This is a genomic window from Pseudarthrobacter enclensis (assembly GCF_001457025.1).
GTDB classification, from domain to species: domain Bacteria; phylum Actinomycetota; class Actinomycetes; order Actinomycetales; family Micrococcaceae; genus Arthrobacter; species Arthrobacter enclensis.
In genome coordinates this window covers 167,045-186,581 of the sequence record NZ_KQ758600.1, presented here as the reverse complement: position 1 = coordinate 186,581, position 19,537 = coordinate 167,045, and the positions used below count along the sequence as shown (strand labels likewise).

Annotated in this window: 22 protein-coding genes, 6 tRNA genes and 1 riboswitch; of the genes, 12 read left to right on the top strand and 16 right to left on the bottom strand. The window is 68.0% G+C overall.

Annotation, left to right across the window (positions count from 1 at the left end):
• Positions 1-5: 5 nt before the first annotated feature.
• From hisG to AS031_RS05450, 14 genes are all read right to left on the bottom strand, one after another.
• Positions 6-866, bottom strand: coding sequence for an ATP phosphoribosyltransferase (gene hisG / locus AS031_RS05515; RefSeq protein WP_058267138.1), 861 nt, complete (start codon positions 864-866; stop codon positions 6-8).
• Positions 867-956: 90 nt separating this feature from the next.
• Positions 957-1,220: a phosphoribosyl-ATP diphosphatase gene (locus tag AS031_RS05510; RefSeq protein ID WP_015936881.1), complete on the bottom strand. Its 264-nt coding sequence runs from the start codon at positions 1,218-1,220 to the stop codon at positions 957-959.
• Positions 1,221-1,322: 102 nt separating this feature from the next.
• Positions 1,323-1,811, bottom strand: a complete 489-nt coding sequence (gene ribH / locus AS031_RS05505; RefSeq protein WP_058267137.1) for a 6,7-dimethyl-8-ribityllumazine synthase — start codon at positions 1,809-1,811, stop codon at positions 1,323-1,325.
• A 45-nt stretch (positions 1,812-1,856) separates the two neighbouring features.
• Positions 1,857-2,588, bottom strand: coding sequence for a GTP cyclohydrolase II (gene ribA, locus AS031_RS05500; RefSeq protein ID WP_058267136.1), 732 nt, complete (start codon positions 2,586-2,588; stop codon positions 1,857-1,859).
• Positions 2,585-3,310: a 3,4-dihydroxy-2-butanone-4-phosphate synthase gene (gene ribB / locus AS031_RS05495; RefSeq protein ID WP_074446921.1), complete on the bottom strand. Its 726-nt coding sequence runs from the start codon at positions 3,308-3,310 to the stop codon at positions 2,585-2,587. The genes ribA and ribB overlap by 4 nt, the downstream gene beginning before the upstream one ends.
• Complete coding sequence (locus tag AS031_RS05490; protein ID WP_058267135.1) at positions 3,307-3,981, bottom strand: riboflavin synthase; 675 nt, start codon at positions 3,979-3,981, stop codon at positions 3,307-3,309. Before AS031_RS05490 ends, ribB begins: the two co-directional genes overlap by 4 nt.
• Complete coding sequence (ribD, locus tag AS031_RS05485) at positions 3,981-5,102, bottom strand: bifunctional diaminohydroxyphosphoribosylaminopyrimidine deaminase/5-amino-6-(5-phosphoribosylamino)uracil reductase RibD (RefSeq protein WP_058267134.1); 1,122 nt, start codon at positions 5,100-5,102, stop codon at positions 3,981-3,983. Before ribD ends, AS031_RS05490 begins: the two co-directional genes overlap by 1 nt.
• Positions 5,102-5,824 carry a nicotinamide riboside transporter PnuC gene (gene pnuC, locus AS031_RS05480; protein ID WP_058267133.1) on the bottom strand — a complete coding sequence of 241 codons (723 nt, stop codon included), beginning with the start codon at positions 5,822-5,824 and terminating at the stop codon, positions 5,102-5,104. Before pnuC ends, ribD begins: the two co-directional genes overlap by 1 nt.
• Before the next feature lie 93 nt (positions 5,825-5,917).
• Positions 5,918-6,078: riboswitch (FMN riboswitch) on the bottom strand.
• Positions 6,079-6,117: 39 nt separating this feature from the next.
• Positions 6,118-6,798, bottom strand: a complete 681-nt coding sequence (rpe, locus tag AS031_RS05475) for a ribulose-phosphate 3-epimerase (protein WP_058267132.1) — start codon at positions 6,796-6,798, stop codon at positions 6,118-6,120.
• Positions 6,799-6,831: 33 nt separating this feature from the next.
• Entirely contained in the window at positions 6,832-8,391 is a 1,560-nt protein-coding gene (locus AS031_RS05470) for an RsmB/NOP family class I SAM-dependent RNA methyltransferase (RefSeq protein WP_058267131.1), read from the bottom strand.
• A complete protein-coding gene (fmt, locus tag AS031_RS05465; protein WP_058267130.1) occupies positions 8,388-9,308 on the bottom strand; it encodes a methionyl-tRNA formyltransferase in 921 nt (306 codons plus the stop codon). Before fmt ends, AS031_RS05470 begins: the two co-directional genes overlap by 4 nt.
• Positions 9,305-9,925, bottom strand: coding sequence for a peptide deformylase (gene def / locus AS031_RS05460; RefSeq protein WP_058267129.1), 621 nt, complete (start codon positions 9,923-9,925; stop codon positions 9,305-9,307). The genes fmt and def overlap by 4 nt, the downstream gene beginning before the upstream one ends.
• Before the next feature lie 111 nt (positions 9,926-10,036).
• Positions 10,037-10,897, bottom strand: coding sequence for a cytochrome (locus AS031_RS05455; RefSeq protein WP_058267128.1), 861 nt, complete (start codon positions 10,895-10,897; stop codon positions 10,037-10,039).
• Between the two features lie 104 nt (positions 10,898-11,001).
• A tRNA-Val gene (locus AS031_RS05450) sits at positions 11,002-11,073 on the bottom strand.
• Between the two features lie 315 nt (positions 11,074-11,388).
• Here AS031_RS05450 and AS031_RS05445 point away from each other — a divergent pair.
• From AS031_RS05445 to AS031_RS05415, 7 genes are all read left to right on the top strand, one after another.
• Positions 11,389-11,461, top strand: a tRNA-Gly gene (locus tag AS031_RS05445).
• Between the two features lie 47 nt (positions 11,462-11,508).
• Positions 11,509-11,579: transfer RNA gene (locus AS031_RS05440), tRNA-Cys, on the top strand.
• 42 nt (positions 11,580-11,621) lie between these two features.
• Positions 11,622-11,693: transfer RNA gene (locus tag AS031_RS05435), tRNA-Val, on the top strand.
• Positions 11,694-11,744: 51 nt separating this feature from the next.
• Positions 11,745-11,817: transfer RNA gene (locus AS031_RS05430), tRNA-Gly, on the top strand.
• A 38-nt stretch (positions 11,818-11,855) separates the two neighbouring features.
• Positions 11,856-11,927 (top strand) — tRNA-Val (locus AS031_RS05425).
• Positions 11,928-12,113: 186 nt separating this feature from the next.
• Positions 12,114-12,377: an antitoxin gene (locus AS031_RS05420; RefSeq protein WP_058267593.1), complete on the top strand. Its 264-nt coding sequence runs from the start codon at positions 12,114-12,116 to the stop codon at positions 12,375-12,377.
• A 169-nt stretch (positions 12,378-12,546) separates the two neighbouring features.
• Complete coding sequence (locus tag AS031_RS05415; RefSeq protein ID WP_082641956.1) at positions 12,547-13,761, top strand: benzoate/H(+) symporter BenE family transporter; 1,215 nt, start codon at positions 12,547-12,549, stop codon at positions 13,759-13,761.
• A 142-nt stretch (positions 13,762-13,903) separates the two neighbouring features.
• Here AS031_RS05415 and zapE read toward each other — a convergent pair whose 3' ends face one another.
• A complete protein-coding gene (gene zapE / locus AS031_RS05410; RefSeq protein WP_058267127.1) occupies positions 13,904-14,944 on the bottom strand; it encodes a cell division protein ZapE in 1,041 nt (346 codons plus the stop codon).
• A gap of 229 nt (positions 14,945-15,173) precedes the next feature.
• On the opposite strand from zapE, the gene AS031_RS05405 reads away from it, so the two are divergent.
• From AS031_RS05405 to ybaK, 3 genes are read left to right on the top strand one after another with little or no spacing between them, the layout of a single operon-like run.
• The gene (locus AS031_RS05405; protein ID WP_058267126.1) at positions 15,174-16,097 is read left to right on the top strand and encodes a sulfurtransferase; all 924 of its coding nucleotides are present in this window, start codon (positions 15,174-15,176) and stop codon (positions 16,095-16,097) included.
• A 27-nt stretch (positions 16,098-16,124) separates the two neighbouring features.
• Positions 16,125-16,589, top strand: coding sequence for a SufE family protein (locus AS031_RS05400; protein WP_058267591.1), 465 nt, complete (start codon positions 16,125-16,127; stop codon positions 16,587-16,589).
• Between the two features lie 8 nt (positions 16,590-16,597).
• The gene (gene ybaK, locus AS031_RS05395) at positions 16,598-17,092 is read left to right on the top strand and encodes a Cys-tRNA(Pro) deacylase (RefSeq protein WP_058267125.1); all 495 of its coding nucleotides are present in this window, start codon (positions 16,598-16,600) and stop codon (positions 17,090-17,092) included.
• On the opposite strand, the gene AS031_RS05390 is transcribed toward ybaK, so the two are convergent.
• Complete coding sequence (locus AS031_RS05390; RefSeq protein ID WP_058267124.1) at positions 17,089-18,357, bottom strand: alpha/beta hydrolase family protein; 1,269 nt, start codon at positions 18,355-18,357, stop codon at positions 17,089-17,091. The two genes, ybaK and AS031_RS05390, sit on opposite strands and share 4 nt — an antisense overlap.
• Before the next feature lie 123 nt (positions 18,358-18,480).
• Between AS031_RS05390 and AS031_RS05385 the strand changes: the two genes are divergently transcribed.
• Together AS031_RS05385 and msrB are read left to right on the top strand one after the other, a co-directional pair.
• Positions 18,481-18,975 carry a hypothetical protein gene (locus tag AS031_RS05385; protein WP_058267123.1) on the top strand — a complete coding sequence of 165 codons (495 nt, stop codon included), beginning with the start codon at positions 18,481-18,483 and terminating at the stop codon, positions 18,973-18,975.
• A gap of 14 nt (positions 18,976-18,989) precedes the next feature.
• Positions 18,990-19,514, top strand: coding sequence for a peptide-methionine (R)-S-oxide reductase MsrB (gene msrB / locus AS031_RS05380; protein ID WP_058267122.1), 525 nt, complete (start codon positions 18,990-18,992; stop codon positions 19,512-19,514).
• The last annotated feature ends 23 nt before the right edge of the window (positions 19,515-19,537 follow it).

Sequence of the window (19,537 nt, the reverse complement as noted above, 5' to 3'; positions counted from 1 at the left end):
GGACGCTAGATGCGGCAGGCGTGGATGCTGCTGACCAGGATGGCGCGGGCACCGAGATCGTACAGTTCGTCCATGATCCGGTTGGTTTCCTTCTTGGGCACCATGGAGCGGACGGCCACCCAGTCAGAGTCGCGCAGCGGTGACACCGTGGGCGATTCCAGGCCCGGGGTGAGGCCTGCTGCCTTTTCCACCAGTTCCTTGCGGATGTCGTAATCCATCAGGACGTACCGGCGGGCCACCAGGACACCCTGCAGGCGCCGGATGAGGACGTCGATTTCCTTGGCGGTTCCGTTGGCGGCGCCCCCGTTGCCGCTGCGGCGGATCAGGACGGCTTCCGACTTCAGGATGGGGTCGCCGAAAATTTCCATGCCGGCGGCCTTGAGGGTGTTGCCTGTTTCAACGACGTCGGCAATCGCGTCCGCGACGCCGAGGCGCACCGACGATTCGACGGCGCCGTCCAGGCGAACCACCTTGGCGTTGATGCCGCGTTCGGCAAGGTAGCGGCGCAGCAGGCCGGCATAGCTGGTGGCCAGGCGCTTGCCTTCGAGTTCGGCGGCGGAGCTGAAGTCGCCCACGGGACCGGCGAAGCGGAAGGTTGATGCGGCGAAGCCCAGCGGGAGGAGTTCCTCGGCCTCCACCTCGGCATCGAGCAGCAGGTCACGGCCGGTGATGCCGACGTCGAGCGTCCCCTGGCCCACGTACACCGCGATGTCGCGCGGCCGCAGGAAGAAGAACTCGATGTCATTGTCGGGGTCCACCATCACCAGTTCGCGGCTGTCACGGCGCTGGCGGTAACCCGCCTCGGAGAGCATCGCGGAGGCGGCTTCGGACAGGGATCCCTTGTTGGGGACGGCAACTCGCAGCATGGGGCAGTTCTTTCTGGGTGGAAGTTTGGGGTTTACAGGCAGTGCAGGCCACGGCGGGACCGGCGGCAGCAAGGCGCGCCGGACCGGTGGCTACAGATGCTTGTAGACGTCTTCCAGGGTCAGGCCTTTGGCGAGCATCAGAACCTGCAGGTGGTACAGCAGCTGGGAAATTTCCTCGGCCGCGGCTTCATCGGATTCATATTCGGCAGCCATCCAGACTTCGGCTGCTTCCTCAACGACTTTCTTACCGATGCCGTGCACACCGGAGTCCAATTCAGCGACGGTGCGGGAGCCTTCCGGACGGGTGGCTGCCTTCTCGCTGAGCTCAGCGAACAGCGTCTCGAAATTCTTCACGCCCTCCAGCCTACTTGCTGCGGCGCGGCGGGCGCTTCCCGGGCCGTTGCATGACGGGCGCGATGTGAGCGAATACACACCGCGCCCGCCTGCAGGCGGGGTTCAGCGGCCGTACTGCTTGAGGACGACGGCGGTGGCCAGCGCAGCGGTGACGGCCTCGTGGCCCTTGTCCTCTGTGGAACCGGGCAGGCCCGCCCGGTCGAGTCCCTGCTGCTCGGTGTCGCAGGTGAGCACGCCGAAGCCCACCGGCACGCCCGTGCGGACGCTCACGTCGGTGAGTCCCGACGTCGCCGCCTGGCACACGTAGTCGAAGTGCGGCGTTCCGCCGCGGATGACGACGCCGAGCGCCACCACCGCGTCAAAGTGCGGCGCCAGCCGCGCTGCCGCCACGGGCAGCTCGAAGCTGCCGGGGACCCGCAGGACGGTGGGTTCGCTGATGCCCGCGTCCTTGGCGGCGCGGAGGGCGCCGTCCAGGAGTCCGTCCATGATCTGGGTGTGCCAGCTCGCGGCAACGATGGCCAGCCGCAGCTGCGACGTTTCGGCCGGGTTGAGGGTAGTGAGGTCGATGTCGGGGGCGCCGTGTCCGCTCATGAATGCGTAGTGTCCGTTCAGTTGGTGTGTGGGTCTTGCCGGTGGTCAGTCTTGTTCGTGGCGGAAGGGGCTGTCGGGCGCGGGAACCGGGACGGGGCCGGCGGCGGTGTCCAGCAGCAGCCGGTGTTCCATGCGCTCCTTCTTGGTCCGCAGGTACCGGATGTTCTGTTCCCGGGACGGAACCTCGGTGGGCACCATCTCCACGACCGTCACCCCTGCCTGGGCCAGCCTGTTCTGCTTGTCCGGGTTGTTGCTCAGCAGCCGGACCTCGTGCAGGCCCATCTCGGCGAGGACCTGGGCGGCGGCCTTGTAGCAGCGGGCGTCGACGGGCAGCCCCAGCTGCTCGTTGGCCTCGACCGTGTCGAATCCCGCTTCCTGCAGCGCGTATGCCTTGATCTTGTTGGCCAGGCCGATGCCGCGGCCTTCCTGCCCGCGCAGGTAGAGCAGCGTGCCGCCGTGTTCGTGAATCAGCTCCAGCGCGTAGGCAAGCTGTTCACCGCAGTCGCAGCGGTACGAGCCGAAGACATCCCCCGTGAGGCATTCCGAGTGCAGGCGCACCAGCGGGGCCTTGCCGTCGGTGGGAGGGGTGGGCGAGCTGACGGCCAGATGCTCCACGCCGGTCACCAGATCTGTCCACGCCTGCGCCACGAAGTCGCCGAACGCGGTAGGGAGCTGCACGATGGGGCCGCCACTGACGGGGTAAGGGGCCGCACCGTTGCCGGTGTGCGGTTTCCGGTGACCGTCCAGGCTGTCGTCGCTGGCTGCCGATGCCGTCATCGCTTCTCCTTCTCTCCGCCCGGAACCTTCCGGACATTCTGATCCGGGGCTCCCCCGCCCCCGGCTTCAAGATACGCCACCAGGTCCTCGATGGAGACCAGCGGGCACCCATGTTCAGCTGCGAACGAACGGAGCCCGTCCAGGCGCATCATTTCGCCGTCATCGTAGACGACTTCCGCGATCACACCGACCGGTTCGAGGCCCGCAAGCCGGCACAGGTCCACCGCGGCCTCAGTGTGGCCGGGGCGGTCCCGCACACCACCGTCAACGGCACGAAGCGGGAAAATATGCCCGGGACGGGTGACCGATGCCGGGACGGATTGGGGGTCCGCCAGGATGCGGGCAGTGAGTGCGCGGTCGGTGGCCGAGATTCCGGTGCTGACGCCCACGGCGGCGTCGCAGGACACGGTGTACGCGGTGCCTTTGGCATCCTCGTTCACCGCCGCCATCGGCGGCAGCGCCAGGGCGTCGGCGCGTTCGCCCGGCAGCGGCACGCAGATCACCCCGGAGCTGTACCGGATGGTCCAGCCCATGAGTGCAGGGGTGGCGTGCTGGGCGGCGAAGATGATGTCGCCCTCGTTTTCCCGGTCCTCGTTGTCCACCACCAGCACCGGCTTTCCGGCGGCCATGGCGCGCACGGCGTCCTCAATGGAGTCGAGTCCGCGGGCAGGAACGGCGGTTGGTTGTGCAGCGTCCGGCTCCACCCGGATGGCGGCGTTCACCGGGCACCCGCGGCGGTTGCCGGATCCACGGTTCCGGCTTTCCCGGTGCCGGAGTCGACGGCCGGGCGGAAGGCGAGCAGCCGCTCGGTGTACTTTGCCAGGACGTCCACTTCCAGGTTCACCCGTCCTCCAGTGCGCTTGGCGCCCAGGCCTGTTTCAGCCAGGGTGGTGGGGATGAGTCCCACCTCGAACCACGGCTCCTGTTCGGCTGCGTCGCTGACGGTGGTGACCGTGAGGGAGACGCCGTCGATCGCGATGGAGCCTTTCTCGGCGATGTAGCGGGCCAGGTTGGCGGGCACGCCGAACCGGAGCCGCTCCCAGTTTCCCTGCGGCTCGCGTTCCAGCAGGACACCCACTCCGTCCACGTGGCCCTGGACGACGTGTCCGTCCAGCCGTCCTCCGGCGGGGACGCAGCGTTCAAGGTTGACCGAATCGCCGGGCACCAGTTCCCCGATGGTGCTCCGCACCAGGGTTTCGCCCATGACGTCGACGCTGAATTCCTTCCCGTCAATGGCGGTGGCGGTCAGGCAGACTCCGTTGACGGCGATCGAACCGCCCAGCGGCAGCCCTTCGGTGGTCCCGGGCGCGCGGAGCCGGACGGTGGCGCTGGTGTCGCCCTCGCGCTCGACGGCGAGCACCTCTCCCTGTTCGGCGATAATTCCGGTAAACATCAGTAGCCTCCCTGGGCTTGGTCCGCGGCTTCGCGGGACGGTTGTGGGTCCAGTGCAACGTGGCGTTGCGGTTTAAGGTGCAGGCGAAGGTCCCGGCCCAGCGTGCGGACCGCGCCGCCGTCGGCCGTGTCCCATTCCCAGTGCTGCGCACCGGTGAGGGTGGTGACGCCCAGCCCGTTCAGGGAGGGCGTGCCGGAACCCAGCAGCGTGGGGGCCAGGTAGACGATGAGTTCGTCGACGAGGCCGGCGGTGAGGAAGGCGCTGAGGATGCGGGATCCGCCTTCCACCATGACGTGGCGGGTGCCCGAGGCGTAGAGCATGGTCAGGGCTTCCCGCGGGTCCCGGGTGGGAAGGTGGACGGCCAGTCCGTCGTCGCCGAGGATCGCCGCGTCACCGGGGATGTCCCGCAGTCCCATGACGGCGCGGACAGGCTGCCTGGCTGCCGGATTTCCGTCGCCGTCGCGGGCGTTGAGGCGCGGATTGTCGACGGCGACCGTTTGGGTGCCTACCAGGATCGCGTCGATGCGGCTGCGGATCCCGTGGTTGTCCGCCAGGGATTCAGGGCTGGAGATCCACTGGCTGGTCCCGTCTTCCGCCGCGATCCTGCCGTCGAGGGTCTGCGCGATGTGAAGGGTGACGAAGGGCCGCTTTTCAGCCACGGCCTCGAACCAGCGCCGGTTCAGTTCCAGTGATTCCGCCGCCCCCAGACCGCTGCGGACCGCAATTCCGGCCCGGCGCAGGGTCGCCGCCCCGCCGGCTGCGGGGTCGTGGGGATCATCCACGGCGTAGACGACGTCGGTGATCCCGGCGGCGATGATGGCTTCCGTGCAGGGGCCGGTGCGGCCTACATGGTTGCAGGGCTCCAACGTCACCACCATGGTGCAGCCGGCCAGGTCCAGGCCATCGGCGCGGGCGCGGGCCACCGCGTCCGCCTCGGCGTGGGCCGTCCCGGCTCCGCGGTGGTATCCGGTGACGAGTTCGCGGCCGTCGGCGCTGATGACGACGGCGCCCACCAGGGGGTTGGCGCCGCGGGGTCCCTGGACAGCGGCGTCCAGTGCATGCTCCATGGCAAGCACCTCGGCGGCGGTGAAGGGCGCGGCAACCCGAAGGGCGGCGGCCATCAGAGCTTCACCCGGGGATCGGGAAAGGCGGTTTCCACGGCAGCGTGCCGGTCCTCGTCCCGGCCGGCTGCCTGCGCGGCCCGGCGGCAGGCGTTCCACCACACGAAGAATCCGGCGAGGGTGAAGAAGCCGTAGAAGAGGTACATGAAGGCGCTGGCGTAGTAGCCGGCGCTGAACAGGAGCGGGACACCCACAATGTCCACAGCAACCCAGGTCAGCCAGAACTCGGTCCAGCCGCGTGCCATCCCGTAGGTGGCCAGGAGGGATCCGACGAACGTCCAGGCGTCCGCCCAGACGGGCGGGTAGGACCCGAGCGCCCCGAACAGCGGGGTCAGGGCCATGGTTCCGGCCACCATGGCTCCGGCCAGGAGCAGGCGGGTGCGGTTGCCGGCCCATTGTGGTACGACGGCGGTGCTCCCGCCACCGGCGGTCCGTCCCTGCTGCCAACGGCGCCAGCCGTAGGCCGCCACGGCAATGAAGATGACCTGCCGGCCGGCCTGGCCCCACAGCGTGGCAGGGGTGGCGGAGCCGAAGACGTTTCCGAGGAAGACTGTGAGCAGCAGCAGGTTGCCCAGTATGCCCACGGGCCAGGCCCAGACTTTGCGGCGCATGCCGCCGAACGCGCTTGCCAGGCCGAAGATGTTGCCCAGCACTTCTCTCAATATCAGGACAGAACCCCCAACGGGGATCTGTGCATCAAAGAGCCATCGCAGGAGGTCCATGTGTGTGTCGTTCCTTCCCTGTCAGAACCGCGATGGCTCCGGGGGTATACGACAGCAGAACACAGCGGGGCGCGGAGCCCCGACGATAAAGCTGTACGTGCTTCTCTCATCCAGACTTTAACTGTCGGTACCGGAATTTCACCGGTTCAACCGTCCGCCGGGGTTGTCCCTGGTTGTCCAGGAGCAATCCACCGGCTCGCGGGTCGCGGACTGTCACCGCCGGTTCGGACTTACACCGACCCCGGAGCACGTATGTGTGTTGTTATTGTGCCACAACCGGATGTGGCTTCCGGCTATTCCGCCGACGCCTGCCGTAACGAACGCGTTCCTTCGTTGCGGAGGCGGTCGATCGCCGCTGCGGGATCGTCGGCGCCATAGACGGCGGAGCCGGCCACGAAGATGTTGGCTCCGGCTTCCGCGGCGCGGGTGATGGTCTCCTCGGTGATTCCGCCGTCCACCTGGATGGCCACGCCGATTCCGGAACCGTCAATCGCGGCGCGCGCGCGGCGGATCTTGGGCAGCGTGACGTCGAGGAACGCCTGGCCGCCGAAACCGGGTTCAACAGTCATGATCAGGAGCATGTCCAGCTCGGAGAGCATGTCCAGGTAGGGCTCCACGGGAGTGGCCGGACGAAGCGCCATGCCTGCTTTGGAGCCGCGGCTGCGCAGTTCGCGGGCCAGCTTGATCGGAGCGATGGAGGCCTCGGCGTGGAACGTGACGGAGGCCAGGCCGGCATCGGCAAAGCCCGGCGCCCAGCGGTCGGCCTCGGCGATCATCAGGTGGGCGTCGAGGGGCACGGGGCTGACAGCCTGGATCCGCTGGACCACGGGCAACCCCAGGGTCAGGTTGGGGACGAAGTGGTTGTCCATGACGTCCACGTGCACCGCGTCAGCGTTGCTGATGCGGTGCAGTTCACCCTCCAGGTTGACGAAGTCGGCGGAGAGGATGCTCGGGTTGATGCAGCATTGCGTCACAGGGGCGCCTTTCGATGGTGGGCAGGGTGCGGATCAGGCCTTTTTGCGGATCAGGGCGAGGAACATGGCGTCGGTGCCGTGGATGTGCGGCCACAGCTGGGCCGTCAGTCCGTGGCCGGCGCCGAGGTGTCCCGGCAGGCTGGCCGCATCCAGCGCAGCGCCGGCGTCGAGGAGTTCGAGGTCGTCACGCTTCTTGACGGCATCCTCCACCACGGCAATTGTCTCGGCCGGGTGCGGCGAGCAGGTGACATACCCCACCACTCCCCCTGGTTTGACGGCGGCCAAGGCGGAGGCCAGCAGCTCCCGCTGCAGCGGGCCGAGGTCTGCGAGGTCCTTGGGTGAGCGGCGCCAGCGGGATTCAGGGCGGCGGCGCAGGGCACCCAGGCCGCTGCAGGGAACGTCCACCAGTACGCGGTCGAAGCGTCCGGGGTTTTCGGTACCCACGTCGCGCCCGTCACCGGTGCGAACCTGCCAGGTGTCGCCTGGAACCGCCGCAAGCGCCTGGCTGACCAGCTTGGCGCGGTGCGGGGCGGGCTCGTTGGCCAGCAGGGTTGCGCCGCGTTCGCGGGCCAGGGCTCCAAGGAGGGCGGCCTTTCCGCCGGGCCCGGCACAGAGGTCGAGCCAGGCTTCGTGGTTGCCGGGTTCACCGGCGGGTACCTCCACGGCCGCCAGTGCCCGGGCCACGAGCTGGGACCCGACGTCCTGAACCCTGGTGGTGCCGGCCCGGACGGAGGACAGCCGGCCGAGGTCACCGCCGCTGGACAGCGCGGACCCCTCCACGAGTTCGCCCGGGGTGGCGCCGTCATCCAGGGCCTCATCGAGGCTTCCCAGGCCCGGGAGGGCAACGAGGTTGACCACGGGAGCTGCGTTGTCGGCGCTGAGGAGGTCATCGATTTCGGTGGCGGGGCGGCCGTGGGCCACCAGGGCCTGCCGCATTGCCCGGACGATCCATTCCGGGTGGGCGTGGCGCAGCGAGGCGATACGGGTCTGGTCCGATTCGCCGGCAATCAGTAGTTCCAGCCATTCTTCAAGGCTGCGTGCGCTGACTTTGCGGAGGACCGCGTTGATGAGGGCCGAGGGTCCGGCGCCGATCACGGCGCGGGCCAGCCCGACGGTCTGGTCCAGGGCAGCATGGGCGGGGACGCGCATGGCCAGCAGCTGGTGCGCGCCGATGCGCAGGGCGTCGAGGACGGCCGGGTCCAGCCGGTCAAGCGGGCGGTCGACGCAGCGGGACAGGATGGCGTCGTAGGTCCCCTGCCCACGAAGGGCGCCGTAGCTCAATTCGGTGGCGAAGCCGGCGTCGCGCTTGTCCAGCCGGTGGTTCCGGATGCGGGCGGGCAGGACGAGGTTGGCGTAGGCGTCTTCCTGGGCTACGGCGCGCAGCACCTCGAAGGCCACGAGCCTGGCCGGGTCCGCACGGCGGGTGCGCTGGGACGGGGCGCTTTCGGTGTAGTTGCGCTGCGGTCCGCGGTTCCTTTCGCGTCCCTGGGCATTGCGGCGGCTGGTGTCCCGGGGACCGCCCTTGCCGCGGCCGCGCTGCCCGCCGCCTGCCGGTTTTCCCGGCCCGCCTGCGTTGTTGCCTGTCCCGCTCATCCGAACACCACGCCTTCCAGTGACCCCATGCCGCGGGCCCAGTCGGGCGCCGCCATCATCTTCTTGCCTGCCGGCTGGATACGGGTCAGCTCGACGGCGTGGGAGCCGGTACCCACCAGCACGCTCTTGCCCTGTACCGCCACCGCACCGGGTGCGAGCCCCTCAACGTCCGGCCGCAGCCGGACAGGTTCCAGCTTGACCCGTTGGCCCTCCAGCATGGTCCACGCCCCGGGTTCGGGGGTTACTCCCCGTGCCCGCCTGCCGATGGCCAGGGCGGGGTGGCTCCACTCCAGCCGCCCGTCGTCCAGGGTGAGCTTCGGGGCAAGGGACACCTCCCCCGACTGCGGGACCGGCGATGCCTTGCCCGTTTGGATCGCTGACAGCGTCTGTGCCAGGAGGACCGCACCGCTGTGCGAAAGCCTGTCTAGGAGCAGGCCTGCGGTGTCCTCCGGGCCGACGGCCTCCGTCAGCGTGCCGAACACCGGCCCGGTATCGAGCCCTTCTTCGAGCCGGAACGTCACGGCACCGGTGATGTCATCACCGGCCATCACAGAGCGCTGTACCGGAGCCGCGCCACGCCATGCCGGGAGGAGCGAAAAGTGCAGGTTGACCCAGCCGTGCCGCGGGATCCCGAGGGCGGCAGGCGGAACCAGGCCACCGTACGCCACGATGGCCGCGACATCGGGGGCAGCGGCCGCAATCTGCTGAACGGCGTCGGCGTCCACCCGTGCTGCGCGGATGACGTCGATGCCAAGTTCAGCGGCCCGCGCGGCAACGGGCGACGGCGTGAGGACGCGTTTGCGGCCAAGCGGTGCGTCGGGGCGCGTCAGGACCGCAACGACGTCGAAGCCGGCGTCGACGAGGGCGTTGAGGGAGGGGACAGCGACGGCGGGGGTACCCGCAAAAAGGACCCTCACCCGGCGTTGCCGAAACTCGAGCCGGTTCCCTGGCCGGGTCCGTTGAGGCCTGTTCCGCCGAAACTTGCCCCTCCGAAACTCGAGCCGACGGTTTTGGCGCGCTTGGCCGTGGTCCGCTCCGTGACGGCGTCGTAGTTCGCGTTCCGGATGGAGCGCAGTGCCGCCTTCCGGTCCTCCCCCTCAAGCCGGTCGGTATAGAGGATGCCGTCCAGGTGGTCGTTTTCGTGCTGGAAGCAGCGGGCCAGCATGCCTTCGCCCTCCAGGGTGACGGGGTTGCCGTGCATGTCCACGCCGGTGACCCTGGTGCTGCGGAAGCGGCGCACGGGGAAGCCCAGGCCTGGGATGGACAGGCAGCCTTCCACATGGTCCGGCTGGTAGTCGTCGCTGTTTTCCAGGACGGGGTTGACGATGTGCCCCTCCACGCCGTCGATCCGGTACGTGAAGACGCGCTGGCTGACGCCGATCTGGGGCGCGGCCAGGCCGGCGCCGTCCACGTCCTCCATGGTTTCGGTCATGTCGGCGATCAGCTTGGCAAGTTCAGGCCCGAAATCCGTCACGGGATCGGCAACTGTGCGCAGCACAGGGTCGCCGATGATGCGGATATTCAGAATAGCCATGCGCGGTTTTTCCTCACGGTTGGCGGTAACGGGACCCATCCAGTTTAGGTGCAGCGGGCCGGGGCGCCGGCGTGCCGCCGGCTCCGGACGGCGCGGACCGGGCGGGGCAGGTCAGGCCGTGCGCGCCTGCGCGAGCGGCGGCGGGGCAATGGGCAGCAGGGCGGTGCCGGCGCTGACGGTGTCCGCGGACATCTCCCAGACGCGCCGCAGTGCGCAGAACTTCCACCAGTGATGCTTGAGGACCTCCGGGTTGGCACGGACCGGGCGGACTTCCGTTTCGCCGATGGCTACGGCCAGCAGGATGGGATGGTCTCCGTACTTCCACGGTTCCCACGTGCCCGCCACCGGATCCACGAGGCTCTCTTCGGCCTTCATGCCGGCCACGAGCTGCATCACCACTTTGTCGTCCAGGGGTTTGACCTGGCCGTCGCGCGTGGTCCCCTTCGTCTTGTAGTCAATGAGGCAGGTCCGCCCGTTGATGCGCGCCACCAGGTCCAGGGTGCCGGCGTATCCCACGGTGGAGTTCCAGACCGTGATCTCCGGAGCCAACGGCTCCACCTGGAAGAGCTCCCACCATTCGTCGAACCGTACCGCGAAGGCTTCTTCACCGTTGGCTGCCAGCGCCTCGCGCGCTTCCTTCATGGCGTGGGGGCGTCCCAGTGCCCGCAGCGCCACCTGTTCGCAGTAGTAGTGGACCCGGTCCCCGCGCTTGGCTGCGTCATCCCGGTAGGTTTCGGCGGCCTTGGCGGCCCGGTTAATGGCCTGCTTGATTTTGGCCGGGCTGCCAAGGCAATCCGACAGCAGCGGGTCATTGGCCAGGCTGCTCGCGCCCATGTATCCGAACCAGCCGTCCAGGCCATGGGGCTGCTGGCTGATGACCGTGGTGATGGACGGCACCGAGAACTGCTCAGTGGTGGACCGGGCATACATCCGGCCGTACTCGGTGGCGTGGGCGAGGAGCGGATCAGTCATATCAACGACTCTTTCACAGGGGGCCGACAAAATCTCCGGGCACCGGGCGCGGGCATGAAAAAGGTCCGTTCCCGCTGCTGATGAGCGGAAACGGACCTGTGCGGTGGGCGATACTGGGTTCGAACCAGTGACCTCTTCGGTGTGAACGAAGCGCGCTACCACTGCGCCAATCGCCCCGATGCATTTGAATGCTAGCCCACCAACCGGCCATTTCAAAAATCGGCGAATTTCCCGGCAACCACCTGCAGGCCGATGCATGGCAAACACCGGTTCGCCGCTCCCCCGGACGCGCCGCCGGCGGGACCGGGCCAAGCGCGTGCACAGGGAATTACATGGCTGTAAGCATGGAAAATCCGCGCGGGTACTGGGAAGCGGCCGCATGGGACGCCCGCCGCAGAGCCTCGATTTGGAGTTTCCCGGAACCTCCTATATTGTTTTTACTCGTTGGAAGCGAGGAAATGCCGAAACGGCAAGGAAACCACTTCCAAAATGCGGACGTAGCTCAGCTGGTAGAGCACCACCTTGCCAAGGTGGATGTCGCGAGTTCGAATCTCGTCGTCCGCTCGCAGGACACTGTCACGGCAAAGATTCCCAGGAATTGACGCCTACACGGTGGGTTGGCCGAGAGGCGAGGCAGCGGCCTGCAAAGCCGTATACACGGGTTCGAATCCCGTACCCACCTCGGTGAAAACCATGGTTTTTCGGACTCGCTCCGGATCAACATGGGCGATTGGCGCAGCGGTAGCGCGCTTCCCTGACACGGAAGAGGTCACTGGTTCGATCCCAGTATCGCCCACTTGGCAAGGAAACTTGCCAACAGCAGCCCGGCTCAGGCCGGAACGCAACTGCGGACGTAGCTCAGCTGGTAGAGCACCACCTTGCCAAGGTGGATGTCGCGAGTTCGAATCTCGTCGTCCGCTCTGTATTAGATGCACCCATTGACCGGTACTCCGGTTCCGGGCGATTGGCGCAGCGGTAGCGCGCTTCCCTGACACGGAAGAGGTCACTGGTTCGATCCCAGTATCGCCCACACATCAAGCAGCTCCCCGGAGCTGCTTTTTTGTTGCCCTGAGGTGTCCCGGTGCGGCCGGCACCTGCGTCCGGTCCGCTGCGGGCGAACATCCAATACTGCCCTTTTCCTTGGCACCACTCCCCTGCGGGTCTAGGATCGAATGCGCAAGGAGCGACCTGGCTCCGCGATTGAAGGGAGGTGCTCGTGGGACTGCTTGACGATCTAAAGGGCAAGGCTCAGGGTCTCATCCACGGAAACGAGCAGGCCATCAAGGACGGCATTACCAAGGCCGGCGATTTCGTCGACCAGAAGACCGGCGGCAAGTACGCCGGTCATGTCGACAAACTCCAGGATGGCGCTTCCAGGCTCGTGGACAAGAACGGAACCCAGGGTCCGGCACCTGCCGAAGGGCAGGTCCCCCCGGCCAACCCCGTCAACCCGGCTCCGCCGGCTGACAGGACTCCGTAGCGGAGTGTCCGGGGCATTGCCCCATTACGTCAACGGGGCGCGGGTCCCGCCGGGAGGCGGCACCCGCGCCTTTGGCTTTTAAGCCGACGGTCACGGCCGGCACCTCCAGCGCCGGGGCGGTTCCTTACAAGTTTTCCGGGGCCACCGGTCACCCCGGTAACCTGCCGGTATGGCGAAGTCTCCTGCACCCACCACCCGACGTTCCCCGAGACCGGCAAAGATCGATTCGCGGCCCGTCATCGCGGGGGTCGTGACGGCTTTGGTGGGTTTCACGTCGTCATTCGCCGTCGTCCTCGCCGGGCTGCGGGCAGTTGGCGCCGATCCCGCCCAGGCAGCGTCGGGCCTGCTGGCACTCACCCTGGCGGTCGGCGTCGGCGTGCTGCTGCTCGCCTGGCGCTCCAAGGTACCGGTCACGCTGGCCTGGTCCACCCCCGGCGCTGCGTTGCTTGCCTCATCCGGAACGCCCGACGGCGGGTGGCCGGCCGCCGTCGGAGCCTTCCTCACGGCCGGGGTGCTGATCGCCCTGACCGGACTGGTGCCGGCGTTGGGCCGGCTGATGTCCCGCATTCCCGCCTCGCTGGCACAGGCGATGCTGGCAGGGGTCCTGCTGCAGCTCTGCCTGGCGCCGTTCACGGCGCTGGGGACGGTGCCGCTGTTCGTGGCTCCGGTCATTGTGTGCTGGCTGCTCATGATGAAGTACGCGCCCCGCTGGGCGGTTCCCGCGGCGCTGCTCGTGGCTTTGGGCGTTATCGCCATGGCCCTGGCCGGCACCGGAAAGGGACCCGGACAAGGCGGGATACTTCCTGCGCTCGTCTGGACCACCCCCGCGTTCAGCCTTCAGGCAATGGCCGGAATCGCACTTCCGCTGTTTGTGGTGACCATGGCATCGCAGAACGTTCCGGGCGTGGCCGTCCTGCGCTCCTTCGGCTTCGACACTCCGTGGCGCCCCTCGATGCTGGTGACGGGAACCGGCACGGTGCTCGGCGCGCCGTTTGGCGGTCACGCCATCAACCTCGCTGCCTTGAGCGCGGCCCTGGCCGCCGGTGAGGAGGCCGGAGCCGACAAGGGGCGCCGATGGATCGCGGGAGTCACCTCCGGCGTGGCCTACCTGGTGCTCGCCGTGTTCTCAACAGCACTGGTCACACTGGTCAGCGCCGCCCCCGCGGGGATGCTGGAGGCCGTGGCCGGGCTGGCGCTGCTCGGAACGCTCGCCGCGTCAGTGTCGGCCGCGCTGGCCGACGCCGAGGACCGGATTGCACCTGCCGTGACGTTCCTGACGGCGGCCTCCGGGCTCGCGTTCGCCGGCATCGGCTCCGCCTTCTGGGCGCTGCTGGCCGGCCTGGCTGTCCGGACGCTCCTGGTGCCCCGCAGCGCGCAGGCCTAAACGTCACGGAAAGCCTCGCGCACCAGGTGGAGGCCGCCGTCGTGGGGCACTTTGGCCCGGGAAACGGCGCCCGCAGAGTGGACCAGCGGCGTGTCCGTGTCGAAGTGCCCCGTTTCGGCCGGAGCGGGGACGGGAAAGGCCCCTAGGACGGTTCGTGGTTCTGGCCTTCGCGGGCCAGGGCGGTGAGCCGGGACACAGCCCGGAAGTACTTCTTCATGTAGCCGCCCGCCATCATTTCTTCCGTGAAGAGCTTGTCGAACGGGACGCCACTGGCCAGGATCGGCACGTCCTTGTCGTAGAGGCGGTCGGCCAGGACCACGAACCGCAGTGCCACGGCCTGTTCGGTGATGGTCTCCACGTTCCGCCACACCACGCCGTCGATCCCGTCGATGAGCTGGCGGTAGCGGCTGGGGTGCACACCGGCAAGGTGGTGGATCAGTGTGCCGAAGTCGTCCTGGGCAACGGTCTTGCCATCGAACTCGGCCTTCATGTGCGATGCCAGTTCGCTGTTCTTCAGCGGGGCAGGGGCCGCGGGAAGGCCGCGGTGGCGGAAGTCTTCGCCGTCGATCCTGATCACGTCGAACTGGTCCGCCAAAACCTGGATCTCGCGCTGGAAGTCGACGGCAGCGAACCGGCCTTCGCCCAGTGAACCCGGCAGGGTGTTGGAGGTGGCCGCCAGCTTGACGCCGGCGTCGGCAAGTTCACGCATGAGCCGGGACATCAGGACGGTGTCCCCGGGATCGTCCAGTTCGAACTCGTCGATGCACACCAGCTTGTAGCTGCTCAGTGCATCGACGGTCTTGCGGAAGGACAGCGCGCCCACCAGGTTGGTGTACTCCACAAAGGTGCCAAAGGCCTTGGGCCCGGGCACGGCGTGCCAGAGCGAGGCGAGCAGGTGGGTCTTGCCCACGCCGAATCCGCCGTCCAGGTAGATGCCTGCCCGGGTGCTGTCCTTCTTGCCGCCGAACAGCTTCCTGAAGAGCCCGCCGCCGTCAGAGGAGGCCACTCCGCCAGCGAACTGTTCCAGCATCCTGACCGCTGCAGCCTGGCTGGGCTGGTTGGGGTCCGGGCGGTAGCTGTCGAAGGACACCTTGCCGAACCGCGGCGACGGGTGGAAGCCCTTGATGAGTTCATTCACCGACACTGCCGGAGTGCGGGCCGCGAGCTGTTCGATCTGTACCAAGGTGGTCCGTTCTGCTGGTGGGTGGTCCCCAGAAAGGATACCGGCTCCACGGACCGGCCCGGCGGCATCGCGGCGGCGGCTGCGCCGGGGGTGACAAAGCCAACATTTCGCCCTGTTAACGGAATACGGACAAGGCCCGGGCCGCTGGATAGTGTGGGGAAAGGTCCCCATGCCGGAGCCGTTATCCGCACCCGCGGTCCTCCCGTGTTCTCAATGAAAGGCCAACGCCGTGCCCTATCCCGCTGAACAGAATGAAAAATTCGCCGCCTACGCCCACCCCGAGCGCCTGGTCTCCACCGAGTGGCTCGCTGCAGCGCTGGAAGACGGCGCAGCCGCCAACGGCGGGCTGGTAGTGGTGGAGTCGGACGAGGACGTGCTCCTCTACGAGACCGGCCACATCCCCGGTGCCGTCAAGATCGACTGGCACACGGACCTGAATGACGAAGTGACCCGCGACTACATCGACGGAGCAGCGTTCGCCAGGCTGGCAGCGTCCAAGGGCATCTCCCGGGACAGCACCGTGGTCATCTACGGCGACAAGTCCAATTGGTGGGCCGCCTACGCCCTGTGGGTCTTCACCCTGTTCGGCCACCAGGACGTGCGCCTGCTCGACGGCGGCCGGGACAAGTGGATCGCGGAGGGACGGGCGCTGACCAAGGACAAGCCTGCCCCCGCGCCCGGCAACTACCCGGTGGTGGAGCGGGAGGACGCACCCATCCGCGCGTTCAAGGAGGACGTGCTGGCCCACCTGGGCAAGCCGCTGATCGACGTCCGCTCGCCGGAGGAATACACCGGCCAGCGCACCCACATGCCGGCGTACCCGGAAGAGGGCGCCCTGCGCGGCGGCCACATCCCCACCGCCGCTTCGGTTCCGTGGGCCCGGGCCGCCGCCGAGGACGGCACGTTCCGCAGCCGCAAGGAACTGGACGCCATCTACCTTGACGACGCCGGCCTCGCCGCGGGCGACGATGTTGTGGCTTACTGCCGCATCGGCGAGCGTTCCAGCCACACCTGGTTCGTGCTGAAGTACCTCCTGGGATTCGAGTCCGTCCGCAACTACGACGGGTCATGGACCGAGTGGGGCAACGCGGTCCGGGTCCCCATCGTCAAGGGTGCCGAACGTGGCTCCTTCCCCGTCACCGTTGGAGTCTGACGGATCCTCCCGGGTAAAATGGCAGTGATGACTACTCAAGCCTTGCCTTCCGCCCTGGCGGCGATCGTGGACGATTTCCAGGCCCTGGCCGAACCCGAGCGGCTGCAGCTGCTGCTGGAGTTCTCCGAGGGACTTCCCGAGCTTCCCGAACGCCTCAGCAACCACCCTGAGCTGCTTGAGCAGGTGGTGGAATGCCAGTCGCCGCTGTTCCTGACCATTGAGACGGACAGGGACAGCGCCCCCGGTCCGGAGACGGCCGTGCGGCTCTTCTTCAAGGCCCCCGCCGAAGCACCCACCACCAGGGGCTTTGCCGGAGTGCTGCATGAAGGGCTGGACGGATTGTCCGCGGGCGAGATCCTGTCCGTCCCGGACGACATGCCGGAGCTGCTGGGCCTCACGCGCGCCATCACCCCGCTGCGCATGCGGGGCATGACGGCGATGCTGGGCCGGATCAAGCGCAAGGTGTCCGCGGCGTCGGGCGTCCGCGCCTGATACTGCAGGTGGCGCGCAAGAACACTGCACAGGGAACCCCGGCCACTGCGGCACTCGCAGCGGCCGGGGTTTCCTGCGTGCTGCACCCCTACTCCCACGACCCCGCGGCAGCCAGTTACGGCGCGGAGGCGGCTGACGTGCTGGGAGTGGACCCGGCCCGGGTCTTCAAGACCCTCATGGTGGAGGTTGAAGGCAGGCTTGCCGTGGGCATCGTCCCCGTCAGCGGCACGCTGGACCTGAAAGCGTTCGCGGCGGCCATGGGCGCCAAGAAGGCCGCCATGGCGGATCCCGCCGCGGCGCAACGGCGCACCGGCTATGTCCTGGGCGGCATTTCCCCACTGGGGCAGCGGCAGCCCTCCCCCACCGTGCTTGACTCCTCGGCCCTGGACCTGGACACCATTTTCGTCTCGGGCGGCCGCCGCGGGCTCGACATCGAGCTGGCACCTGCGGACCTGGTCCGGCTGACCGGCGCGGTCACCGCCCCGATCGGTTCCAGGGCCTAGCCGGAGGTCCGTGCGCCGGGGTTGAGCCGGGGCGCCAGCTGCTGACGCAGCCAGGCCTTTACCAGCCGTTCCCAGCGATCCGGTTCCACATTCCATTCCTTGGTGTGCCGGGCATGGTTGAACGTTTCGAAGGTGACCATCTCCGGGTTCCGCTCGGCCAGCAGCGCAGAGGGCCCGTAAGGAACGTATTCGTCGTCCACGCTGTGCAGGATCAGCGTCGGGGTCCTGAGCTCCACCGCACGGGAAACCCAGTCCATCGCCCTCAGGTCCACCGGCGCGGACAATCCGGTGAGCCGGCGCCCCAGCGGGTGGCCCAGCATGAGCTGGCCGTACCGTCCCACCAGGGACGGAATCCGGTTGATCTGCGCGTGGTGGGCCAGGACGTTGACCCAGTCGATGACGGGCGCATCCAGGACCATGGCCCGGATCAGGTGCCGGTGGCGGGACAGGTCCGCGGTCTGCAGGCAGATGGCTCCACCCATCGACCAGCCGAACAACACCACTTCTTCCGCACCGTTGTCCAGGGCATAAAGGATAGCGGCTTCCACGTCCTGCCATTCCGTGGATCCAAGGCCGTAGCGGCCGTCATCGGCTGACGGGGCCAGGCCGTCGTTGCGGTAGGACAGCAGCAGGCTGGTCAGTCCCAGTTCCAGCGCCGGGCCTGCGGCCCGCAGGGCTTCCTGCCGGGTGGCACCGCGGCCGTGCACCATCAGCGCCCACGTCCTGGCCCTGCCGCCGGCCCGGACCAGCCAGGCGGGTGCCTCGCCGCGGTCCACCGGGATGGCGACTTCCTCGGCGGGAATACCCGCGGCGGACGGGTCAGGGTACACCGCACCGCTCCACCAGCCCCACCGGGCCGTCGAGAGGTCGCCGGAGTAAACCGCCTCCACCTCGCGCAGGACGGTGCGTTCAGCCGGTGAGTAGGAGACGATCCGACCGATCCTGGCGTGGCCTTTGCCGCCGTCGAAAAAGAAGCCATAGCGGCCATCAACGGTGGTGTCGTCCGTCGCGGCGAGAATCACCTGGTGCTTCTGCCCGTCACGGATGACGGCCAGGACCTCCTGGTCGGCAGCCCGCTGGCGCGCCGGGGTGATCACGCGGCGGGCGAAGTAGACGGCAAGCGCCGACGAGCCCGCAGCCAGCAGTCCCGCCACTGCGCCGCCGCCGACGGCCCCGGCAACTGCCCATTTGGTCCCCAGTGACATGACTCCCGGATCCGTCGTGGGAGCTGCCTGGGCCGGTGCGGTCCGCTGGAAAAGTGCCATGCCACTATTCTTACCGTCCATGGATAAATCGCCGCATTCCGCCCCGCACTGCTCCCCCGCGGGCGGCACCGCCGCGGCCGCCGGGTGCGTGCGGCGCTCCACGCTCAGGACTAGGCTAAGGCCATGAGCGAACCGATCGTCATCCTGACTGAAGAGCCACTGGGGGCGGACGACCGCCTGAACATTGAACGGCTGGTGGATGGAGGCGATGCCCGGCTCCTGGTGCTGGTGCCGGCCAACACCGAGCGGCACCTGCTCGTGGACTTCCTCGAACACCTGTCGCTGCTGGAGATATCCAAAGCCTTCCGTGAACTGATCTCCCATGCCCCGGATCCCGCCGATGAACGGGCGCAGGCCACCGAAACCCTGGCGACGTCCCTGGCGGCCCTGGAAGGACTGGGCGCGGGCGTCGTTGAGGGTGAAGTGGTGGACGGCGGCGCGGTCAGCGGCCTGGTGGCCAAGGTCCGTGAGACCGGGGCCTCGCAGGCGGTGGTGATCACCCGTCCGCACGCGGTGGCGGACACCTTCCATACAGATTGGGCCAACAAGGCGCAGGACCAGCTCGGCATCCCCGTGCTGCACCTGTATGCGGGCTCGGGATTTATCGGTGACTCGTAAGCGTTGACATGGGCATGAGCATCTTCGGAAACAGCATTTTCGGAAACAAGGCGGCAGATGCCGTAGCCAACCCTGCCGCGGACAGTGGGGCCGCCCGGCCGGATGAGCAGGCACCGGCGTCGCAGAAGACCGATGCGCAGTGGCGGGAGGAACTCACGCCGGAGGAGTACCGGGTCCTGCGGCAGGCGGGCACCGAACGCCCCTACACGGGTGAGTACTGGGACACCCACACGGCCGGCGTCTACCAGTGCCGCGCCTGCGGCACCGAACTGTTCACCAGCAACGAGAAGTTCGATTCGCACTGTGGCTGGCCGTCGTTCTGGGCCCCGCTGGCCGAGGGCAAGGTCCGCTATATCCACGACCGCACCATGGGCATGGACCGCATTGAGGTCCGTTGCGGGACCTGCGATTCACATCTCGGCCACGTCTTCGAGGGGGAAGGCTACGGCACTCCCACCGATCAGCGGTACTGCATCAATTCGGTGTCGTTGAGGCTGGTGCCACGGGACACCGCGGACTCCGCCACCGCTGAGGGCTGATCCCCCGCCGCGGCTGGGCCTTC

What these genes read in the sequence shown, in the direction of transcription:
- hisG (WP_058267138.1), bottom strand. Translation starts at nt 866, where the DNA reads ATGCTGCGAGTTGCCGTCCCCAACAAGGGATCCCTGTCCGAAGCCGCC.
- ribH (WP_058267137.1), bottom strand. Translation starts at nt 1,811, where the DNA reads ATGAGCGGACACGGCGCCCCCGACATCGACCTCACTACCCTCAACCCG.
- ribA (WP_058267136.1), bottom strand. Translation starts at nt 2,588, where the DNA reads ATGACGGCATCGGCAGCCAGCGACGACAGCCTGGACGGTCACCGGAAA.
- AS031_RS05490 (WP_058267135.1), bottom strand. Translation starts at nt 3,981, where the DNA reads ATGTTTACCGGAATTATCGCCGAACAGGGAGAGGTGCTCGCCGTCGAG.
- ribD (WP_058267134.1), bottom strand. Translation starts at nt 5,102, where the DNA reads ATGGCCGCCGCCCTTCGGGTTGCCGCGCCCTTCACCGCCGCCGAGGTG.
- pnuC (WP_058267133.1), bottom strand. Translation starts at nt 5,824, where the DNA reads ATGGACCTCCTGCGATGGCTCTTTGATGCACAGATCCCCGTTGGGGGT.
- AS031_RS05470 (WP_058267131.1), bottom strand. Translation starts at nt 8,391, where the DNA reads ATGAGCGGGACAGGCAACAACGCAGGCGGGCCGGGAAAACCGGCAGGC.
- def (WP_058267129.1), bottom strand. Translation starts at nt 9,925, where the DNA reads ATGGCTATTCTGAATATCCGCATCATCGGCGACCCTGTGCTGCGCACA.
- AS031_RS05455 (WP_058267128.1), bottom strand. Translation starts at nt 10,897, where the DNA reads ATGACTGATCCGCTCCTCGCCCACGCCACCGAGTACGGCCGGATGTAT.
- AS031_RS05415 (WP_082641956.1), top strand. Translation starts at nt 12,547, where the DNA reads ATGGCGAAGTCTCCTGCACCCACCACCCGACGTTCCCCGAGACCGGCA.
- AS031_RS05400 (WP_058267591.1), top strand. Translation starts at nt 16,125, where the DNA reads ATGACTACTCAAGCCTTGCCTTCCGCCCTGGCGGCGATCGTGGACGAT.
- AS031_RS05390 (WP_058267124.1), bottom strand. Translation starts at nt 18,357, where the DNA reads ATGGCACTTTTCCAGCGGACCGCACCGGCCCAGGCAGCTCCCACGACG.
- AS031_RS05385 (WP_058267123.1), top strand. Translation starts at nt 18,481, where the DNA reads ATGAGCGAACCGATCGTCATCCTGACTGAAGAGCCACTGGGGGCGGAC.
- msrB (WP_058267122.1), top strand. Translation starts at nt 18,990, where the DNA reads ATGAGCATCTTCGGAAACAGCATTTTCGGAAACAAGGCGGCAGATGCC.